The following is a 20,105-nucleotide window of genomic DNA, read 5'->3' on the forward strand; positions in this document are numbered from 1 at the left end:
CGATGACCGTCGTCGGCGAGCGGACAACGGCTCGCGTACTGGACGACCTGATCGCCGTTCAAGAGGCCGCGTTCCTCGCCCGGACCGTCGAGTCCCGGCGTGTGCGCACCGAATGCTCCGATGTCTTGCCCGGGGGAGTGGCCTCCAACTGGCAGGACGCACCGCCCGGGGCCGTGTGGATCTCGCACGGCCGGGGCTCCCGGGTCGTCGACCTCGACGGCACCTCCTACGTCGACCTGCACGGCGGGTTCGGGGTGAACCTCGTCGGGCACGCCCATCCCGCCGTCGTCGAGACCATCGGCGAACGGGTCAGGAAGGGCACCCATTTCGCCCAGCCGACCCGGGACGCCGTGGTCGTGGCCCGGTTGCTGGCCGGGCGGTTCGGGCTGCCGATGTGGCGGTTCGGCAACTCCGGCACCGAGGCCACGATGGACGCCGTCCACCTCATGCGGGCCGCCACCGGACGCATGAAGATCATCAAGGTCGAGGGCAGTTACCACGGCCACCACGACTCCGTGCAGGTCAGCGTCTATCCGTCCGTCGAGGAGGCCGGGCCGCCGCTGCGGCCCCGCTCGGTGCGCTACGGCGTCTCGGTGCCGCCCGACCTCGCCCGGCTGACCGTCGTCGTGCCCTTCGGCGACCTGGAGGCCGTCGAGCGGGCGCTGATCGAGAACCCCGGTGAGATCGCCGGGATGATCCTCGAACCCGTCATGATGAACATCGGGCTCATCCCGCCGCCCGACGGCTATCTCGGCCGGCTCAAGGACCTGCTGCACCGCCACGGCGCCTACCTCGCCTTCGACGAGGTCAAGACGGGGTTGTCGGTCGCACCCGGTGGCGCGTGCGAACTACTGGGCGTGACGCCCGACCTCATCTGCCTGGCCAAGGCGCTCGGCGGCGGGTTGCCGTGCGGGGCGATCGGCGGCACACCCGAGCTGATGAGGCTGATCTCGGAGGGTGTGTACGAGCAGGTCGGCACGTTCAACGGCAATCCGCTCACCATGGCGGTCGCGGCGGTCGTGCTCCGGGACGTGCTTGATTCGCACGCTTATCGGCACTTTGATCGGTTGCGCACCGTCATGACGGAAGAGGCGACCGCCATTCTCGGTAGATGGGGCATGCCGGGATATGTCCAGTCGTATGGCGCAAAGGGCTCAGTAATATTTCACCAGAAACTCCGCGACTATCGCGACTTTCTGGACTATCCCGACGAATGGGGACACGCGCACTGGCTTTACCAGCACAACGGCGGGGTCTTCCTGCCGCCCTGGGGCAAGACCGAGCAGTGGACGCTGTCGGTCCAGCACGGCGACGACGACGTGCGCGCGTTCCTGGCCAACCTCGACGCCATGGGGCGTGACTACGCCGGGAGCGCCGCCATCAGGTAGGCGAGGCGGGCGGCGGCGTCTTCGACCGACTCGACCGTGCCGAGGCGGTAGCCCCACGAGGTCACGAAGGCGCCGCGGTCGGTGCAGGTCACCGTTTCGGTGAGGGTGTCGGAGAAACGGTTCCGCACGTGCACCGCCGGCGGATTGGCGCTGAGCAGGCGCACCGAAAGGTCGATGTGCTCTCGTGTCGCATCGGCGAATCGCTCAAGACACCACAAAGTGTCAAGCATCGCACAATCACCTCCCGGCTGAGAGGAAAGGATTGCACGCTCCCGTCACACGAGGCAAGCAATTGCTCTTACGAATCAGCGGATTGTTTGCCCAATTCGTCGATGACCCGGACGATCACCGCGCGGGCGTCCTCGCGGTAGGCGGCGGCGCCCGCGAAGTCGTCGTACGCGCGGGCGTAGAAGGCGATGTCGTCGGGGTCCCTGAGCAGCAGGTCCTTGGTGAACGTGGCCACGCCGACGAGTGCCTCGTTGTAGATGGCGAAGCTGTGCAGCGGGGTGGCCGGCAACATCGTCTCGAACGGGATCACGCCGAACTCGACGTTGGGCAGCGTCGTGATGGCCAGCAGCCGGTCCATCTGGCCGCGCATCACGTCGACCGGCGCCAGCCGCACGTGCAGCACCGACTGGGGCACCACGAAGCGGAACTGGCGCTGCGGGTCGTAGAGGATCTCCTGCCGCTGCATCCGCACCCGGATCGCCGCGTCGACGTCGTCGACCGCCTCGTAGACCCGGCGCACCTTCTGGAAGATGTGCCGGGAGTACTCCGCGGTCTGCAGCAGGCCGGGCACCAGCCCGGCCTCGAAGATCCGCAGCGTCCGGATGCGGGCCTCCAGGTCGCGCACGTCCTCCTGGAGCGCCGCCAGCCCGCCCTTGTGCCGGGCCTTCCACGAGTCGTGGCGTTCGCTCAGGCCGACCGCCTGCTGGATCAGGTTGTCGACCATGCCGGGGTCGGCGGCGACCGCCTGGGCCCAGACGACCACGTCGTCCTCGGTCGGGGTCTGGCGGGCGTTCTCGATGCGCGAGACCTTCGACGGTTGCCAGTTGAGGCGCTCGGCGAGGTCCTTGCCCGACAGGTGAGCGACCTCCCGGAGCTGCCTGAGCTGGATGCCCAGGTCGATGCGCGCCTGCTGGAAACCGCTCACTCGATCCCTCCCGCCATGGTGCGGACCAAGGTAGACCTCAGTTCGCCGCCCAGGCCATAGGGAGCTCCCTAATCGTGATCAGGTCAAGACCTTGCGGGCGATCTCGACCAGGAGTTCCCGGGGGACCTCGACGGCGGTCTCGTAGTCGGCGAGGTGCCGGAGATCGGCTCTGGCCTCCGGATCCACCACCTCCGTGCCCTGGACGACGATGGTGCCGCGGTCGGTCTCGTACAGGGCGGGGCACGACGTGGCCTCGGAGGTGGTGCCGAGGAAGCGGAGGCGCATGAGGGGGTCCTTCCGTACAGTCGCAATTGCGAGCAATTGTAGGAGGGCTCACGTTTCGCCGCGATGTCGGGATGGACTCAGGGCAGCGGCACCAGGACCGCCCGCAGGCGTTCGCCGAGGGCCTTGGCCTGGGCGTCCATCAGCGGGCTGGCGGCGACGCCCCGGCCGAGCAGGCCGTGGACGACGAAGTTGACGGCGAGCAGGTTCGGGAACGTGTGGCGGTCGACGCGCAACCCGGTCACTTCGGGCAGCAACTCGGGCAGCCGGTCGGCCGTGAGATAGCTCCGCAGCCAGCCGTAGTGGTCGGGGGAACGCACCCACACGCCGAGGTTGGCGTTGCCGCCCTTGTCGCCCGACCGGGCGCCGGCGATGAGGCCCAGAGGTCGGAGCTCTTCCTCGACGGCCAGCGGGATCGGCATCGGCGGGGAGAACCACGGCCCGGCCGCCTCGGGCTCCTCGGGAGCGGCCGGAGCGGCCTCGCCCGCCTCCGGCACGGCCTCCTCGAACGGCACCTGCGCGCCGTCGAGGGTGACCGACGCGGCGACCCGGGGCACCGCCACCGGCCAGTAGATCCCGTAGGGAGACGCGTCGCCCGGCGGCGTCAGGCCGTAGAAGCCCGGGTAACTCGCCAGCCCCGTCTCCACCACCGCCGAGGAGAACAGGCGCCCGGCCTTGTGCCGGTCGGGGTCCATCACCGTGATCCGGAGCAGGTCGCCGTTGCGTTCCGTGTACGCCTGCTCGAAGGTCTCCCTGGGCACCCGCGCCCAGACGGCCTCCTCGGCGACCTGGGCCTTGCGGTCGGCGTCGAGACCGGTCAGCACCAGGGTCATCGTGTTGCGGTATCCGCCGAGCACGTTCACCGCGGCCTTGAGCGTCGGCGGGGGCGCCTCGCCGCGCGTGCCGCTCACCGACACGCGGTCGGGGCCCTCCTGCATGAGGCGGATCGTGTCGAACCGGGCCGTCACGTCGGGGCCGGGGTAGCGGGGGCCGGTGATCTCGTACAGGAGCTGGGCGGTGACGGTGCCCACGGTGACCGCGCCGCCCGTGCCGGGGTGTTTGGTGATGACGGAGGAACCGTCGTCGTGGAGTTCGGCGATGGGGAAGCCGCAGTGGGCCAGGTCGGGGATCTCGCCGAAGAAGGCGTAGTTGCCGCCGGTGGCCTGGCAGCCGCACTCGATGACGTGCCCGGCCACGACCGAACCGGCGAGCGCGTCGAGGTCGGTGGGGCCCCAGCCGTACCGCCAGATGCCCGGACCAGTGACCAGGGCCGCGTCGGTGACGCGGCCGGTCACCACGACGTCGGCGCCCGCCGAGAGCGCGGCGGCGATGGGGAAGCCGCCCAGGTAGGCGTTGGCGGTGATCGGCTTCGCCGTGAGGGTCTCGCCGGTGTCGAGGTTGACCAGCGGCCCGAGGTCCGGCAGGCGCGGCATGAGGTCGTCGCCGGTGACGGTCGCGACCTTGGCGGGCAGGCCGAGGTCCCTGACCGCCTGCGCGCAGGCCTCCGGGTCGAGGCCGCCCGCGTTCGACACGATCTTGACGCCGCGGTCGAGGCAGGTCGCCAGGACGTCGGAGAGTTGCCGGACGAACGTCGTCGCGTAGCCGGGGCGGCCCTTCGCCCGGTTCCCGGCCAGGATCAGCATGGTCAGCTCGGCCAGCCAGTCGCCGGTGAGGACGTCGATCGGGCCGCCCTCGACCTGCTCCCGCGCCGCCGAGAGGCGGTCGCCGTAGAAGCCCGAGCAGTTGGCGATGCGCAACATCAGACGGCCCAGGCGGGCGGGCGCTTCTGCAGGAAGGCGCTCATGCCCTCCCGCGCCTCGGGCGAGGAGAACAATTTGGCCGACAGGGTCGCCATCTCGTCGCCGCGTTCGGCCAGCAGCCGCCGGACCGGCTCGGTGACCAGCCGTTTCGACTCCGCGAGGCCCTGCGGCGAGGCGGCGCGCAGGCCGTCGAGCACGGCCTCGACCGCGTCGTCGAGCTGCGGCAGCGGAACCGCCCGGGTCAGCAGGCCGATGCGCTCGGCCTCCATCGCGCCGAAGGTCTCGCCGGTGATGAAGTAGCGCCCGGCGGCCCGGCCGTCGAGGCGCGGCAGCAGGGTCAGCGAGATCATCGCGGGCGCGAGGCCGAGACGGGCCTCGGTGAAGGCGTAGTCGCCGCCGTCGTCGGCCACCACGACGTCGCACGCGCCGAGCAGGCCCAGCCCGCCCGCCCGCGCCTTGCCCGCGACCCGGCAGACCACCGGCTTGGGCAGCTCCACGACCAGCGTGAACAGGTCGATCATGCGGCGGGTGCCGGCCTCCATGCCCTCGGCCGCCGCCTCCGACAGGTCGGCCCCGGCGCAGAACACCGGGCCGGTGTGGGTGAGCAGCACGGCCCGGACGTCGTCGTCGGAGCCGGCCGCCTCCAGGTGGGCCGACAGCTCCTCGACGAGCTGCCGCGACAGGGCGTTGCGGTTGCGCGGCGAGTCGAGGGTGACCGTGGCCACCCCGCGCTCGACGGTCAGATGTACGACCTCGGTCACTGTGTCACTTCCTTGATCACGGCCAGTGGCGTGCCGGCGTCGACCTGCCGCCCGGCGACGGCGGTCAGCTCGGCCACCACCCCCTCGGCGGCGGCCGTGATGCGATGCTCCATCTTCATGGCCTCCAGCACCACGACCGTCTGCCCCGGTTTCACCGTGTCACCCACGCCGACCTCCACCCGCAGCACGGTTCCGGGCATCGGGGCGGGCAGCGACCCGGGAGGCGTCCGCACCACGGGTTCCGGCAGCCGGGGCAGCGGGGTCAGCCGGACCGGGCCGAGCGAGGAGTCGACGTACACGGCGTCGTCATGGGAGGCCACCGCGAAGACCCGGCGCACGCCGGAGATCTCCAGGACCACCTCCTCCGGCGCGGCCGAGACGAGGACCGCCTCGGGCGACGACCGCAGGCCCTCGCGGGTGTGCAGGTAGGTGACCTCCCCGGCCTCGGCGAAGGACACCCGGTGCGGCTGCGACACGACGTTGCGCCAGCCCGGCGGCAGGTCGCCGAGCGTCCTCCTCGGCCGGGCGGCCTGGGCCAGGGCCGCCGCCAGCGCCGAGAACCGCACCGCCTCGGGGTCGGCGAGCGGGCCCAGGTCGTGGCGGGTCAGGAAGCCCGTGTCGGTCTGGCCCTGGAGGAACTCCGGGTGGCGCAGGACGCGCACGAGAAGGTCGCGGTTGGTCGCCGGGCCGTGCAGCTTCGCGCCGGCCAGCGCCGTGGCCAGCCGTCTCGCCGCCGCCTCCCGGGTGGGGGCGTAGGCGACGACCTTGGCCAGCATCGGGTCGTAGAAGGTGCCGATCTCGTCGCCGGACACGACGCCCGAGTCGAGCCGCAGGCCGCCCTGGGCGAACTCGGCCTCCACCCCGGGCACCTCGAAGTGGTGCATCCGGCCGCTCTGCGGCTTCCAGCCGTCGGCCGGGTCTTCGGCGTACAGGCGCACCTCGATGGCGTGGCCGACCGGGCTCGGCGGCAGGCCGGGCAGGGCGGCGCCCTCGGCGATCTCGATCTGCATGCGGACCAGGTCGACGCCGTAGACGGCCTCGGTGACCGGGTGTTCGACCTGGAGGCGGGTGTTCATCTCCAGGAAGTGGAACCCGTCGTCGGTCAGCAGGAACTCGACGGTCCCCGCGCCGGTGTAGCCGATGGCGCGGGCCGCGTTCACCGCCGCCTCGGCCAGCGCGCGCCGCAGGTCGGGGGTCACGCCGGGGGAGGGGGCCTCCTCCAGCACCTTCTGGTGGCGGCGCTGGATCGAGCACTCGCGCTCGCCGAGCGCCCAGACGGTGCCGTGGGTGTCGGCGAGGATCTGCACCTCGACGTGCCGGGCCCGCTCCAGCAGCGGCTCGGCGAAGACGGTCCCGTCGCCGAACGCCGACGCGGCCTCCCGGCCCGCCGATTCGAGCGCCTCGGCGAGTTCGCCGGCCGACCGCACGACCCGCATCCCGCGCCCGCCGCCCCCGGCCGACGCCTTCAGCAGCAGCGGATAGGCGAGGTCGGCGGGTGGTTCCTCCGACCCGCCCGCGAACGTCATGGTGGGCAGCAGCGGCACCCCCGCCGCGGCCATCAGCGCCTTGGCCTCGATCTTGTCGCCCATCGCCGCGATGGCCTCGGGGGAGGGCCCGATCCAGGTCAGCCCCGCCTCGGCCACCGCCCGCGCGAACCCGGCGTCCTCGGAGAGGAACCCGTAGCCGGGGTGCACCGCGTCGGCGCCCGCCGCCCTGGCCGCCGCGACCAGCTTCCCGGCGTCCGTGTACGCCTTCACCTCCCCCAGCCCGACGGCCGACCCGGCCTCGGCGACGTGCCGCGAGCCCGCGTCGGCGTGGCTGAACACCGCGACCGTCTCGATCCCCAGCGCGTCGCACGCCCGGATCACCCGGCGGGCGATCTCGCCCCGGTTGGCCACCAGAACCCGTCTGATCATCTGACTCACATCCGGAAGACGCCGAAACCGGCGGCGGGCGACTCGGGAGCCGAGCCGATGGCGGACAGGCACAATCCAAGGACGGTCCGGGTGTCGCGCGGGTCGATCACGCCGTCGTCGTAGAGGCGGCCGGACAGGAAGAACGGCAGCGACTCGGCCTCGACCTGCGCCTCGACCATCGCGCGCATGGCGGCGTCGCCCTCCTCGTCGAACGCCTGCCCCCGCGCCTCGGCGGCGGCCCGGCCGACGATCGACAACACCCCGGCGAGCTGCGCCGGGCCCATCACCGCCGACTTCGCGCTCGGCCAGGTGAACAGGAACCGCGGGTCGTAGGCCCGCCCGCACATGCCGTAGTTGCCCGCGCCGTAGCTGGCCCCCATGACGACCGTCAGGTGGGGGACCGTGGAGTTGGCCACCGCGTTGATCATCATCGAGCCGTGCTTGATGATCCCGGAGCGCTCGTAGTCCTTGCCGACCATGTAGCCGGTGGTGTTCTGCAGGAACAGCAGCGGCGTGCGCGACTGGTTGGCGAGCTGGATGAACTGGGCGGCCTTCTGCGCCTCCTGGCCGAACAGCACGCCCTGGGCGTTGGCCAGGATCCCGACGTCGTAGCCGTGGACCGTGGCCCAGCCGGTCACCAGGCTCGCGCCGTAGAGCGGCTTGAACTCGTCGAACTCACTGGCGTCGACGATCCGGCGGATCACCTCGCGCGGGTCGAACGGGATGCGCAGGTCTTCGGGGACGATGCCGAGCAGTCCGTCCTCGTCGAGCAGCGGCGGCCTTGAGGCCTTCGGCGCGCGGCCCTGCTTGCGCCAGTTCAGCCGCTTCACGATGTCGCGCCCGATGCGCAGGGCGTCGTGCTCCGAGTCGGCCAGGTAGTCGGCCAGGCCGGAGTCGCGGGCGTGCATCTCGGCGCCGCCGAGCGACTCGTCGTCGGCGTCCTCACCGGTCGCGACCTTGACCAGGGGAGGGCCGCCGAGGAACACCTTGGCGCGTTCCCGGACCATGACGACGTGGTCGGACAGTCCCGGCACGTAGGCGCCCCCGGCGGTGGAGTTGCCGAAGACCAGCGCGATCGTCGGGACGCCGGCCGCCGACAACCGGGTCAGGTCGCGGAACATCCGCCCGCCCGGGATGAAGATCTCCTTCTGCGTCGGCAGGTCGGCGCCGCCCGACTCGACCAGGTTCACGAGCGGGAGCCGGTTCTCCAGGGCGATCTGGGTGGCCCGCAGGGTCTTGCGCAGCGTCCACGGGTTCGACGCGCCGCCCCGGACGGTCGGGTCGTTGGCGACGATCACGCACTCGACGCCCTCGACCACGCCGATGCCGGTGACCACGCTGGCGCCGACGGGGAAGTCGGACCCCCACGCGGCCAGCGGGGACAGTTCGAGGAAGGGGGCGCCGGGGTCGAGCAGCAGTTCCACGCGTTCACGGGCCAGGAGCTTGCCCCGGGCGTGGTGGCGGTCGACGTACTTCTGCCCGCCGCCTTCGACCGCTTTGGCGTGCTCCGCCGCCAGTTCGGCGATTCTGCCGAGCATCGCCGCACGCCGCTGCTGCGTTTCCGCCGAGTCGGGAGGTTCGATCACGTTCGGTGAGTTTAATCTTCTGCGCGGGCGGACGACCCCCGAACCCCCTGACATGCGGCTTTCACCCTAATTTCAGAGGGTGGATTCATCGGCGCAGCTCAACGCGGCCCGGTTGACTCCGATACGTGGGAATTCCTGTCCGGCCTTGTCCGGCTATGGCGACCTCATCAGACTCAGTTAAGTCTTCAACTAACTGCACGGATGAGGAGAGGCATGAAGCGCATCATCTTCGTTCTCGTCGGCGTCCTCGGCGCCATGCTCACCGGCATCACTCCCGCGTCCGCGACCTCCCCGGTCGACTGCTCCGCGGGCGGCTACACGCGGGCTTACACCAGCTATATGCCCACCAACATGGAGCGGGGGGCCGTCGACGGGCGCAGTTACAACATCGGCGCCAATCTGGCGTACGACTACGAGATCTGCCTCGACATCCCCGACGACGAGACGTTCACGATCGAGGTGCGGATCTACAACAACGGAAGCTGGAGCACGTTCGTGGACGACCGGCCCGGTGACAAGGTCTTCCGCTACTCGCTCGCCCCGAACAGCTTCTGGCAGGTCTACGGCACGTTGACCGGGCCCGGCAGCACCTACCTCTACTACACCTGGCACGAGAAGCGGCTCTAGCCGCAGTGGGTCCAGCCGCTCTGCCAGGTGGCCTTGGCGAAACCGCCGCCCCAGACGACGCACTTCTTCTTCGCCAGGAGGCGGATCGGCCCGGCGTAGGCGGTGTAGCGGCCCCAGTCGTTGCCGTGGGCGCCCTTCTGCACACGCAGCAGGGCGCCCATCTTGATGGTGCCCGGAATGACGTTCTTCGACAGGGTGACCACGCAGTTGAGGCCGGTCGCCTGTTCGTACAGGAGATAGGTGGTGGCCCGGCCGCCCTGCCAGCGGCGCTGGTCGACGACAGTGAACCCGGCCCCGCACAGGCCCTCGGCCGTGTAGGGGTTGGGCTCCCTGACCTTCGTCGGGCTCGGGCTCGGCGAGGGGGACGGTGACGGCGAGGGGCTGGGCGACGGCGAGGGCGTCGGGGTCAGGCTCGGGCGCGGCTTGTCGGCCACGTCGGGGCGCTCGGCCGGGGCCCCGGTCGTCGGCGCGGGCGGTTCGGGCTGGGCGGCGACCGGGGAGAGCGACGGGCGGGGGGCGCGCTTCGTCGGGGTGAGCTGGGCGATGACCGGGGCGGCCGTCGGCGCGGCGACGGCGGTGCCGGGCTCGGGCCGCGTCAGGACGTAGGCGGCGCCGCCCAGCAGGAGCACGGCCGACGCGGCGGCCAGGACCATCCGGCCGCGTCTGGCGGGAGGCGGCTGGATCACGCCGCGGTCGCCGCGCAGGTAGGCGATCAGTTGCTCGGGGGTCGGGCGGTCGGCCGGGTTCTTGGCCAGGCAGCGCGCGACCAGGGCGCGCATCGGCTCCTCGACCTCGCCGAGGTCGGGCTCGGAGTGCAGGATGCGGTTCAGCACGACCGGGATCGAGTCGGCGCCGAACGCCGGGCGGCCGGTGGCCGCGAAGACCATCGTGACGCCCCACGCGAACACGTCGGAGGCGGGGCTCGCGGTGGCCTCGCTCAGTAACTCGGGGGCCAGGTAGGCGGGGGTGCCCATGGTCGTGCCGCTCATCGTGGCCTGCGGGGCGTCCAGGGCCTTGGCCACGCCGAAGTCGATCACGACCGGGCCCTCGGGGCCCATCAGCACGTTGGCCGGCTTCAGGTCGCGGTGGGTGATGCCGGCCTGGTGGATGGCCGCGAGGGCGGTCGCGGTGGCGATGCCCAGCCGTTCGAGCGCCGCGCCGCGGCGCGGGCCCTCCCGCTCGACGAGGTCCTTCAGAGAGGGGCCCGGGACGTACTCGCTGACGATGTAGGGCCGGTTTCCGGCCAGGTCGGCGTACAGGACCGGGGCGGTGCTGAACCGGGCCACCCGCTGGGCCAGGCTGACCTCGCGCAGGAAGCGGGCGCGGGCCGCCGGATCGGCGCTGAGCCGGGTGTGCAGCAGTTTCACGGCCACGGTCGCGCCGTCGGGGGTCACTCCCCTGTAGACGACGCCCTGGCCACCCTCGCCCAGCCGGCCGACGATCTCGAACGGCCCCAGCCTTGAGGGGTCGCCTTCCACCATGGGGATCACGCTATCAGTGGGTCAGATGGCCTTGCCCGGGTTAAGGAGGTTGTGGGGGTCGAAGACCTGCTTTATCCCGGTCTGGAGGGATGCCACGACGGGCCCGCTCTCCAGCTCCAGCCACCTCTTCTTCAGCAGGCCCACCCCGTGCTCCCCGGTGAGGGTCCCGCCGAGGCGCAGCGCGGCCCGGAAGATCTCGTCGGCCGCCGCCCACACGTGCGGGGGCGGCTCGGGCAGGCCGCGCTCGAAGATGAACACCGGGTGCAGGTTGCCGTCACCGGCGTGGGCGACGGTGCAGATCCGCACGTCGTGACGCGCGGCGACGGCCTCGATCTCGGCGATCATGTCGGGCAGCTTCGACCGGGGCACGCAGACGTCCTCGGTCAGGCACTCGCCGAGGCGCTCCTTGGCCTGGTAGGCCATCCGCCGGACCGCGATCAGCTCGTCGGCCTCCTCGGGGGTGGTCGACCGGGCCGCGAACGTGGCGCCGTGCTCCTCGCAGAGCGCGGTCATGCGGTCGGCGGCCTCCTCGCCGTCGGGGGCGTCCGACTGGGCCAGCAACATGCCCTGCGTCGAGGGGTCGAGGCCGATGTGCCGCCAGTCGTCGATCGCCACGAGGGTGTTGCGGTCGATGAGCTCCAGCATCGAGGGCCGGCAGCCCGCCGCGATGATCGCGGCCACCGCGGCGGCGGCGTCGCGCAGCGAGGTGAACTCGGCGACCATCGTCACCGGCGGCTTCGCCGGGGCCCGGCGCAGCCGGACCGTGGCCTCGGTGATGATCCCCAGGGTGCCCTCGGAGCCGACGAACAGGCCGGTCAGGTCGTAGCCGGTGACGCCCTTCATGGTCCGGCGGCCGGTGTTGATCACCTGGCCGTCGGCCAGCACGACCTCCAGGCCCAGGGCCGAGTCGCGGGTGACGCCGTATTTGACGCAGCGCAGGCCCCCGGCGTTGGTGGCCAGGTTGCCGCCGATCGTGGAGATCTCGTAGGACGACGGGTCGGGGGCGTACATCAGACCGTGGGCGCGGGCGGCGCGGTCGAGGTCGGCGGTGATCACACCGGGCTGGACGACGGCGATCTCGTCCGCGGGCGAGAGTTCGACGATCCGGGTCATGCGGGCCAGTGACAGGACGATTGACCCGTCACCCGCCACCGCCCCTCCGGCCAGCCCCGTTCCGGCGCCGCGCGGCACCACCGGGACCCCGTTGGCGGTGGCCCATTTCATCGTCGCCACGACGTCGTCGCGCGACTCCGCCAAGACCACCGCACGAACCGCTCCGGCCTGCAGGAACGTGCGGTCGCGGGCGTAGGAGGCGGTCACGTCGGGGTCGGTCAGCACCCGTCCGGGAGCCAGCGCTGAGATGAGGTCGTCCACATCCCGAAACAGTACCAATGGCTCTGACATGCACGGTAAGGCGATCAATCGATATCGGTTTCGCAACATCCCCCATTCACTTTACTTTTCCTTTACCGAGTGATCTAACGTCCCGGTTGCGACGGCTGTGGCTGTTTTCGCCATGCCCGTCGCAGCGGTGGCGCGCGAACACCCCCCGCGCGCCTCAACAAGCCCGGCTGACTACCGGGTGAGGGAGGAATCACTTGTCAGCCTTTGCAGCATCCCCTCGCAGGGCTCGGCGGTTGGCCGCCATCGTGCCCGCGCTCGGGCTGCTGGCCGCGGGTCTCACCGCGGCCACGGTCCCGGCTTCGGCGGACACCACGGTGGCCCGCTGGACTCCGTCGATCAGTGACCACTACATCAACTACACCCCCCCGCGCGCGCAGTCGGACACCTCCGACCGCTCGGCCGAGAAGCTGAGCGAGGCGGCGAAGGCCAACCGGCAGGCCACCCAGGCCATCGCCGAGGAGATCGACCACAAGTACGCCGGCGGCAACCCCGTCGCCGCCCGGACGCTCGCCGACAACGAGCGCCGCGCGATCCGCACCGGCCAGAACCCGTTCGACTTCATCTACAAGAAGGCGGGCACGAAGCGTACGGCCAAACTGCTGACGCTTCTCGTGGAGTTCAACGAGAACGCCAACGACGACTTCTCCGGCTTCACGCGCCCGGTGTCGACCGCCGACATCAACACGTGCGTCACCGAGCCGCCGGGCACGAAGATGAACGGCCCGCTGCACAACAACATCCCCGACCCGGCCACGGCCGCGGGCGGCGGCAAGGACAACAACTCCTTCTGGGTGCCGAACTTCAGCACCGACCACTTCAACAAGATGCTCTACTCCGACACGGGGATCACCGAGCGGGTCCGCAAGGACCTCAAGGACCCCCGCGACGGCAAGAAGGGCATCGACATCTCCGGCTTCACCATGAAGAAGATGTACGAGGAGATGTCCAAGGGCGCCTACACCGTCTCGGGCGCGGCGATCGGCTGGCTGAAGGTCCCCCACTCCGAGGCCTGGTACGGCGCCGGTCAGTGCGGCACCTACCCGCAGCAGATGGCCGGCCACCCCGACAACCCGGCGGGCCCGGCCCAGCTCGGCATCGACGCGGTGAACGTGCTCGCGCAGCAGCAGCCGGACTTCCCGTGGGCCGACTACGACATCGAGGACACCGCCGACGCCGACGGCGACGGCAACCTCCTGGAGCCCGACGGCGTCATCGACCACCTCGTGCTGGTGCACGCCGGTGAGGACAAGTCGGGCGGCGGCGGCGCCGAGGGCACGTACGCCATCTGGGCGCACTCCTCGACCATCCCCGGCGGCTACACCGTCCCCGGCACCAACAAGAAGATCGCCAACTACATCGTGCAGCCGGAGGACTCCGGCGTCGGCGTCTTCGCCCACGAGTACGGCCACGACCTGGGCCTGCCCGACCTGTACGACGCCTCCGGCGCCGGCGACAGCTCGGTGGAGTTCTGGGACCTGATGTCGACCGGCTCCCACTCGGGCCCGATCTTCCAGTCGATGCCGACCCACATGGGCCTGTGGGACAAGTGGGTGCTCGGCTGGGCCGACCCCGAGGTCGTCAACCCGGGTGACAAGACCAAGCTGGTCACCATCGGCCAGACCTCGCGCACGCCCAAGCTGACCGAGGACGGCCTGCGCATCAACCTGCCGACCAAGCACGTCGTCATGGCCACGCCCCACTCGGGCGCGAACATGTGGTGGTCGAACAACGACCAGATGTGGGCCGACAGCAAGCTGACCCGGACCGTCCAGGTCCCGGCCACCGGCGACCCCCGCTTCTGGATGTGGAACGACTACACCATCGAAGCGGAGTGGGACTTCGGCTTCGTCGAGGTCTCGACCGACGGCGGCGCCACCTGGGCCCAGCAGAAGGTCTACTCCGAGGACGGCACGCTCGTCACCACCGACGACGGCTACGCCGACCCGAACGGCCGCATGCACGACTTCGGCAACAAGAAGTACGGCCTGACCGGCGACACCCACGGCTGGCGGCACGACTACGTCGACCTGACGCCGTTCGCGGGCGCCACCATCCAGATCCGCCTGGCGTACAACACCGACGAGGCCGCCATCGAGCGCGGCTGGTTCTCCGACGACTTCGCCGTCACCGCCGGTGGCGCGACCGTCTGGAGCGACGACGTCGAGGGCGGCGCCAACGGCTGGACCGCCACCACCGGCACGTTCACCGACACGACCGGCGCGGGCTGGAACATCCACGGCGGCTCGATCGACTCCGAGCAGTACTACCTGGCCGAGTGGCGCAACTACGACGGCTTCGACCAGGGCCTCAAGTACACCTACGACACCACCTGGCAGCGCGACGGCGCCTGGAAGGTCGAGAAGGTGCCCTACAACGCCCCCGGCCTCCTCGTGTGGCTGCGCGACGCGGCGTACGGCATGAACAACCCGGCCGCCAACCACTTCAACCTGCCGTCGGTGGGGTCGAAGGGCCAGCTCCTGCTGATCGACTCGCACTTCGAGCCGCTGCGCCGCTCCGGCGTCGCCGCGACGAAGGACACCAGCACCCTGAAGAACATCCCGATGCGTCCGCAGGCCGCCAACGCCGCCTTCGGCTTCGGCAAGACGTATGCGTTCAAGGAGTGCCTGGAGCCGGCGGCCGAGCCGTTCGTCGAATACTGCACCAGCTTCCCCGGCCAGAACCCGGTCAAGGAGTTCACCGACGCCAAGACCTGGTACCCGGGCCTGGAGAACCGTCCCGACGGGCTCTACTTCCGCCTGCGCGACGCCTCGGCGGTCGTGCCGTCGAAGGACAACCAGGCCTACACCGCCCGGATCGTCAACCCCGACGGCAGCCCGGCCACCGACCTGTACGGCGAGAACGTCAACGGGTTCGTGCTCGGCTCCGGCAACCCCGGCGACGAGGGCAAGCAGCTCGGCGTGAAGCTGAAGCTCGTCAGCCCGCTGCCGCTGAACCTCGGTGTCATCGTCCAGGTGACCCCGGCGAAGAAGTAGCCGTTAAGATCACGTTCGGCTGACCGGTGCCCGGCGGGAGACCGCCGGGCACTACCATGTGCAGGGTGCGGAGCAAGCTCGACCATACGGCGGCCATCCGGGACAATCGCCGGGCCGCCGTCGTCGTGAACACCAAATCGCGCCGGGGCCGCAAACACTTCGCCGAAGTCGTGCGGCTCATCCGTGAAGCCGGCTTCTCGCCCCTCGGCGTGTTTCCCGTCGACGACCCGCGCCGGTTGCGCGCCCGTCTCGACGAAGCCCTCGGCCTCGGTCCCGACCTGCTCATCGTCGGCGGCGGCGACGGCACCCTGTCCAGCTCCATCAAGCACATCGCCCACCGCGACGTCGCGCTCGGCGTGTTGCCGCTGGGCACCACCAACAACTTCGCCCGCAGCCTCGGCCTGCCGCTGACCCGTGCGGGCGCGGTGCGCGTCTTCACCGAGGGCAAGGTCGCCGACATCGACCTCGGCCTGTGCGGCGACCGCCCGTTCGCCAACCTGGCCAGCTTCGGGGTGTCGGTCGAGGTCGCCGGAACCGTCAAGCCGTGGCTGAAGCGGCTGGCCGGCCGGGCCGCCTACCCGCTCACCGCGTTGACGATCCTGCCCGGCCACACGCCGTTCCGCGCCTTCATCACCGTCGAGGGCCGCCGCCACGAGCTGCTCACCCACCAGCTCAACATCGCCAACGGCCGCTTCCACGGCGGCTGGCAGATCGCCAGCGACATCTCCATCGACAACCGCAACCTGGTCGCCTACCAGCTCGGCTCGGGCAAGCGGCTGCGCCTGCTGGGCGAGACGTTCCTGCGGGCCACCACCGGCAAGTGGCGCAGCCTGGCGGGCGGCCCGTTCGTGGTCGGCAAGGAGATGCTCCTCGAAACCGATCCGCCGATGGCCGCCGACATCGACGGCGAGGTGCGGCTGATGACCCCGCTGGTGATCAAGACGGTCCCCAACGGGGTGCGGGTCATGGTTCCTCAGGGCTTCGTGGATACGTGAAACTCCGGTAGGCCGGTCGCAGCAGGTCGAGCAGCGGGATGTGCCGGACCTTCACCTTCGGCGGTTCCAACGCCCTGAGCAGCAGGTCGGGCGGGGTGTCGGGGGTGCGGGGGCCCTTCAGCCGGGCCGCCGAGACGGTGAGCGCGTAGAAGTCGGCGAGCCGGTCTTCCAGCGGTTCGTCGGCGGGGGCGCGGAGTTCGTCCAAGAGCTGCTCCCTGGGCTTGCCGCGCCAGGCCAGTACCAGGAACGGATCGTCGTCGAACGCCTCGGCCAGCAGATAGAGCACCGCCGAGACGTGTTTGCAGGGGTTGCCCCAGTCGGGGCAACCACAGGTCATCTCCAGCTCGCCCTGCTCGGGGAACAGCGGATGTCCGGCGGCCGAGAAGAGCGCGTCGAGCTCCTTCGGCATCTCACCCGCCAGCAGCCGGGCCCGATGCCCGGCCTGCCCCGCGATGACCCGTTCGAGCTCCGCCCACTCCTCCCGGCCGTAGGCCTCGATCTCGATCTCGACCCGGTACGGCTCTGGGCGCGACCCCTGGACCACCGCCTCGACCGACCCGGCTTTGACGGTCATCGAGACGACCTGCCCCTGACGGGCATACGCCCGGCCCCGGGCGAGCCGGCCCGGGTCGCAGACACGTTCCAGGATGTCGACGAACCGCCGCGACCACCACTTCTCGCCGATGGTGCCGCGCCGCCCGCGTGCCCTGATGCCGCCCTCGACCTTGATGGGCGTGCCGGCCTCGAACCAGCCGTCTTTCCCGACGGGGCTCATCGCACCACCTCGAATCGTCGGGCCCGGCCTGCTTCGCCGAGGCGCATACGTGTGCGGGCCGAGATTCCCGGCGTTCCCGCGCGGGTCATGCCACCGCCTCCGGCCCCAGCGTGAACAGGTCGCGGAGCTGCTCGGTCGACAACGACGTGAGCCAGTCTTCGCCGGTGCCGACCACCCGCTCGGCCAGGGCCTGTTTGCGTTCGATCATCTCGTCGACGCGCTCCTCGATGGTGCCCGTGCAGATGAACTTTCTGACCTGCACGTTCTTCGTCTGGCCGATGCGGAAGGCCCGGTCGGTGGCCTGGTTCTCCACCGCCGGGTTCCACCACCGGTCGACGTGGACGACGTGGTTGGCCGCCGTCAGGTTGAGGCCGGTGCCGGCCGCCTTCAGCGACAGCAGGAAGATCATCGGCTCGTCGTCGGTCTGGAAGCGGTCGACCAGTTCGTCGCGCCGCCTCTTGGGCAACCCGCCGTGCAGCCACAACACCGGCCGGTCGAGCCGGGCCTCCAGATGGGGCAGGACGAGCGAGCCGAACTCGGCGTACTGGGTGAAGACCAGCGCCTTCTCGCCCTCGGCCAGGATCTCCTCGCAGAGCTCCTCAAGACGGGCCAGCTTGCCCGACCGGCCGGCCAGCCGGGAGCCGTCTTTCAGCAGGTGGGCGGGGTGGTTGCAGACCTGCTTCAGCCGCGTCATCGCGGCCAGCACGTTGCCGCGCCGTTCGATGCCCTCGCTGCCCTCGATGCGGCCCATCATGTCGTCGACGACCGCGCGGTAGAGGGTGGCCTGCTCGGGGGTGAGCGTGCACCACACCTTCATCTCCAGCTTGTCGGGCAGGTCGGAGATGATCGTCTTGTCGGTCTTCAGCCGCCGCAGCACGAACGGGCCGGTCGCCCGCTTCAGGGCGGCCACGGCGTTCTCGTCGCGGCGCACCTCGATCGGCTCCTGGAACCGGTCGCGGAACACCCGGGCCGAACCGAGCAGGCCCGGGTTGCAGAACTCCATGATCGACCAGAGTTCGGCGAGATGGTTCTCGACCGGGGTGCCGGTGAGGGCCAGTCTCGTCCGGGCCGGGATCGACCTGACCGCCTGCGCCTGCCGGGCCGCGCTGTTCTTGATCGCCTGCGCCTCGTCGCAGACCACCCGCTCCCACTCCTTCGCCGCCAGGTGGCCGACGTCGCGCAGCGCGGTGCCGTAGGTGGTGAGCACGAGGTCGGCGTCGGCCAGCTCGCGGCCCGAGCCGTGGTAGACGTGCACCCGCAGCCCGGGGGCGAACCGCGCGGCCTCCTTCTGCCAGTTGCTGAGCAGCGACATCGGGCAGACCAGCAGCGTCGGCGCGGGGGTGCGCGTCTCTGGGCCGGATCCTGAGCGCTCGGCCAGCAGCAGCGACAACGTCGTGATCGTCTTCCCGAGGCCCATGTCGTCGGCCAGCACGCCGCCCAGCCCCAGGTCCGACAGGAAGCTCAGCCAGGCCAGGCCGCGCTGCTGGTAGGGCCGCAGCGTCCCGGTCAGCCCCTCGGGAGGCGGGACCGGCTCCAGCCGCCGATCGGCCTCGCCCGACAGCAGGTCGCCGAGCAGCCCGTCGGCGTCGACGGCCGTGATCGGCAGGTCGTCGTCACCGCCGAGCACGACCTCGTTGATGACCTCCCGAGCCGTGCGGGTGCCGTCTCTGCGCTGCTCCAGGATCTTCAGCGCGGCCTTGAGCTGCCGGTCGTCGAGCTCGACCCACTGGCCGCGCACCCGGACCAGCGGCACCTTCAGCCGGGCCAGCTCGGCCAGCTCCTCCTCGGAGACGACCTGCTCGCCGACGGCGAGGTCGACCCGGAAGTCGACGATCTGGTCGAGCCCGAACCCCTGGCCGCCGACCGCCTTCGGCCCCTGGCGGGTGCGGGTGGTGAGCTTCAGCCCCAGCTTCGTCTTCCCCGCCCAGGCGGGCAGGCGCACCCCGAAACCGGCCGCGCCCAGGAGCGGCGCGGCGTTCTTGAGGAACCCGAACGCGCCGCGGGTGTCGAGCGCGAGCCCTTCCGGCCGGGGGTCGCGAAGCGCCCGGTCGAGCTCCGGATAGAGCCGGACCGCCCGGCCCAGCCCCGCGAGCAGCTCGTCCTCCGCGACGACCCCCGGCAGCCGCGCCCCCCGCCACACCTCGGCGGCCGGCAGGTCGAGGCTCGGGTCGTCGGCCGACTGCAGCGAGAAACCGACCTCCCAGCCGTCGTCGCCGATCTCGGCCAGCCGGAAGGCCACCCGCGCGGGTCCGTCGAAGGCGTGCGCGGCGTCGTGCCAGCGGTCGAGCTCCGCGCGCAGCTCGCCGACGTCCCCATCGAGGTGGACGTCGTCGCCGGTCAGCTTCACCGCCCACTGGTCGGCGACCGGGCTGCGCCTCCCCGGCCGGTGGCCCATGAGGATGCGGTCGGGCAGGGACGCCCGGACGGCCCGGTCGGCCAGCCGCGTCAGCGCGTCGTGCAGCACCTCGCGGGCGGGCCGCGCGTCGGCCGACCGGAACACCGGCGGCATCGCGGCCGCCAGCTCGGCGGCCCGGCCGGCGTCGGCGCCGGTCAGCACCGGCCGCCAGCGGGCCTCGCGCCCCACCAGGCCCGGCAACACCCGGCCGCGTCTGACCAGGTCACGCGCGAAGTCGTCGACGGCGGCGAGGAAGCGTACCGAACCGGAAGGCTCCTCCGGCTCCGGCAGCTCGGCCGGGAAGACCGCGGACAGGGACCACTCGCGCAGATGGGTCGCCGTGGTGAACGACGAGTGCACCGGACCGTCGGCGTCGGACGGCAACCGCAGCACGACCTCCTCGGCCCGGCCCTCGACCTCCTCCGGCGGCCCGGCGAACGGATGGTTTTCCGACGTCGCGGGGCATGGCGAACCTTCCGCCCAGAATCCGGCCCGCCCCCCGGCCCAGACAGCGTGCACCAGCATCCCGACAAGTTACCGCCGTTTTTGTCGGAAGCCGTTGCTATGAATGGGGCCCGACACATGATCT

At 71.1% G+C, this 20,105-nt stretch carries 15 protein-coding genes; 4 read left to right on the forward strand and 11 right to left on the reverse strand.

Going from position 1 to position 20,105, the window contains the following annotated elements; genetic code table 11:
- Positions 1 to 2 precede the first annotated feature (2 nt).
- Positions 3 to 1,388 (forward strand): aspartate aminotransferase family protein, encoded by a 1,386-nt coding sequence (locus tag AW273_RS05525; RefSeq protein WP_157555582.1) that lies wholly within the window; start codon positions 3 to 5, stop codon positions 1,386 to 1,388.
- Here the strand turns inward: AW273_RS05525 and AW273_RS05530 are convergent.
- The 7 genes from AW273_RS05530 to AW273_RS05560 form a co-directional block, all read right to left on the reverse strand.
- Positions 1,361 to 1,618, reverse strand: coding sequence for a hypothetical protein (locus AW273_RS05530; RefSeq protein ID WP_062345838.1), 258 nt, complete (start codon positions 1,616 to 1,618; stop codon positions 1,361 to 1,363). The genes AW273_RS05525 and AW273_RS05530 overlap by 28 nt on opposite strands.
- A gap of 68 nt (positions 1,619 to 1,686) precedes the next feature.
- On the reverse strand, positions 1,687 to 2,541 hold the full coding sequence (locus tag AW273_RS05535; protein WP_062345840.1) for a helix-turn-helix domain-containing protein: 855 nt from the start codon (positions 2,539 to 2,541) through the stop codon (positions 1,687 to 1,689).
- 78 nt (positions 2,542 to 2,619) lie between these two features.
- On the reverse strand, positions 2,620 to 2,826 hold the full coding sequence (locus AW273_RS05540; protein WP_030454164.1) for a hypothetical protein: 207 nt from the start codon (positions 2,824 to 2,826) through the stop codon (positions 2,620 to 2,622).
- A 77-nt stretch (positions 2,827 to 2,903) separates the two neighbouring features.
- On the reverse strand, positions 2,904 to 4,583 hold the full coding sequence (locus AW273_RS05545; protein ID WP_062345842.1) for an acyclic terpene utilization AtuA family protein: 1,680 nt from the start codon (positions 4,581 to 4,583) through the stop codon (positions 2,904 to 2,906).
- Positions 4,583 to 5,344 (reverse strand): enoyl-CoA hydratase family protein, encoded by a 762-nt coding sequence (locus tag AW273_RS05550; RefSeq protein WP_062345844.1) that lies wholly within the window; start codon positions 5,342 to 5,344, stop codon positions 4,583 to 4,585. Before AW273_RS05550 ends, AW273_RS05545 begins: the two co-directional genes overlap by 1 nt.
- The gene (locus AW273_RS05555; RefSeq protein ID WP_062345846.1) at positions 5,341 to 7,260 is read right to left on the reverse strand and encodes an ATP-binding protein; all 1,920 of its coding nucleotides are present in this window, start codon (positions 7,258 to 7,260) and stop codon (positions 5,341 to 5,343) included. The genes AW273_RS05550 and AW273_RS05555 overlap by 4 nt, the downstream gene beginning before the upstream one ends.
- A gap of 5 nt (positions 7,261 to 7,265) precedes the next feature.
- Positions 7,266 to 8,798: an acyl-CoA carboxylase subunit beta gene (locus tag AW273_RS05560; protein WP_232327109.1), complete on the reverse strand. Its 1,533-nt coding sequence runs from the start codon at positions 8,796 to 8,798 to the stop codon at positions 7,266 to 7,268.
- A 261-nt stretch (positions 8,799 to 9,059) separates the two neighbouring features.
- Between AW273_RS05560 and AW273_RS05565 the strand changes: the two genes are divergently transcribed.
- The gene (locus tag AW273_RS05565) at positions 9,060 to 9,473 is read left to right on the forward strand and encodes a hypothetical protein (protein ID WP_062345850.1); all 414 of its coding nucleotides are present in this window, start codon (positions 9,060 to 9,062) and stop codon (positions 9,471 to 9,473) included.
- On the opposite strand, the gene AW273_RS05570 is transcribed toward AW273_RS05565, so the two are convergent.
- Together AW273_RS05570 and AW273_RS05575 are read right to left on the reverse strand one after the other, a co-directional pair.
- The gene (locus AW273_RS05570) at positions 9,470 to 10,954 is read right to left on the reverse strand and encodes a serine/threonine-protein kinase (RefSeq protein WP_062345852.1); all 1,485 of its coding nucleotides are present in this window, start codon (positions 10,952 to 10,954) and stop codon (positions 9,470 to 9,472) included. The genes AW273_RS05565 and AW273_RS05570 overlap by 4 nt on opposite strands.
- 21 nt (positions 10,955 to 10,975) lie before the next feature.
- A complete protein-coding gene (locus AW273_RS05575; protein ID WP_232327087.1) occupies positions 10,976 to 12,328 on the reverse strand; it encodes an FAD-binding oxidoreductase in 1,353 nt (450 codons plus the stop codon).
- 263 nt (positions 12,329 to 12,591) lie between these two features.
- Here AW273_RS05575 and AW273_RS05580 point away from each other — a divergent pair, with 263 nt between their 5' ends.
- Together AW273_RS05580 and AW273_RS05585 are read left to right on the forward strand one after the other, a co-directional pair.
- Entirely contained in the window at positions 12,592 to 15,351 is a 2,760-nt protein-coding gene (locus AW273_RS05580; protein ID WP_232327089.1) for an immune inhibitor A domain-containing protein, read from the forward strand.
- Between the two features lie 56 nt (positions 15,352 to 15,407).
- The gene (locus AW273_RS05585) at positions 15,408 to 16,346 is read left to right on the forward strand and encodes a diacylglycerol/lipid kinase family protein (protein ID WP_062345858.1); all 939 of its coding nucleotides are present in this window, start codon (positions 15,408 to 15,410) and stop codon (positions 16,344 to 16,346) included.
- On the opposite strand, the gene AW273_RS05590 is transcribed toward AW273_RS05585, so the two are convergent.
- Both AW273_RS05590 and AW273_RS05595 read right to left on the reverse strand, forming a co-directional pair.
- Positions 16,315 to 17,121, reverse strand: coding sequence for an SWIM zinc finger family protein (locus tag AW273_RS05590; RefSeq protein ID WP_062345861.1), 807 nt, complete (start codon positions 17,119 to 17,121; stop codon positions 16,315 to 16,317). The genes AW273_RS05585 and AW273_RS05590 overlap by 32 nt on opposite strands.
- An 85-nt stretch (positions 17,122 to 17,206) precedes the next feature.
- Positions 17,207 to 20,041, reverse strand: coding sequence for a DEAD/DEAH box helicase (locus AW273_RS05595; RefSeq protein WP_062345863.1), 2,835 nt, complete (start codon positions 20,039 to 20,041; stop codon positions 17,207 to 17,209).
- Positions 20,042 to 20,105 lie beyond the last annotated feature (64 nt).

Origin of the sequence: Herbidospora yilanensis (assembly GCF_001570565.1) — a bacterium.
In the GTDB taxonomy this organism is placed as follows: Bacteria; Actinomycetota; Actinomycetes; order Streptosporangiales; family Streptosporangiaceae; genus Herbidospora; species Herbidospora yilanensis.

Coding starts and splice junctions, on each gene's coding strand:
- AW273_RS05595 (WP_062345863.1), bottom strand. CDS start 20,041: ATGCTGGTGCACGCTGTCTGGGCCGGGGGGCGGGCCGGATTCTGGGCG.
- AW273_RS05555 (WP_062345846.1), bottom strand. CDS start 7,260: ATGATCAGACGGGTTCTGGTGGCCAACCGGGGCGAGATCGCCCGCCGG.
- AW273_RS05530 (WP_062345838.1), bottom strand. CDS start 1,618: ATGCTTGACACTTTGTGGTGTCTTGAGCGATTCGCCGATGCGACACGA.
- AW273_RS05590 (WP_062345861.1), bottom strand. CDS start 17,121: ATGAGCCCCGTCGGGAAAGACGGCTGGTTCGAGGCCGGCACGCCCATC.
- AW273_RS05545 (WP_062345842.1), bottom strand. CDS start 4,583: ATGTTGCGCATCGCCAACTGCTCGGGCTTCTACGGCGACCGCCTCTCG.
- AW273_RS05570 (WP_062345852.1), bottom strand. CDS start 10,954: ATGGTGGAAGGCGACCCCTCAAGGCTGGGGCCGTTCGAGATCGTCGGC.
- AW273_RS05585 (WP_062345858.1), top strand. CDS start 15,408: ATGTGCAGGGTGCGGAGCAAGCTCGACCATACGGCGGCCATCCGGGAC.
- AW273_RS05540 (WP_030454164.1), bottom strand. CDS start 2,826: ATGCGCCTCCGCTTCCTCGGCACCACCTCCGAGGCCACGTCGTGCCCC.
- AW273_RS05525 (WP_157555582.1), top strand. CDS start 3: ATGACCGTCGTCGGCGAGCGGACAACGGCTCGCGTACTGGACGACCTG.
- AW273_RS05565 (WP_062345850.1), top strand. CDS start 9,060: ATGAAGCGCATCATCTTCGTTCTCGTCGGCGTCCTCGGCGCCATGCTC.
- AW273_RS05560 (WP_232327109.1), bottom strand. CDS start 8,798: ATGCTCGGCAGAATCGCCGAACTGGCGGCGGAGCACGCCAAAGCGGTC.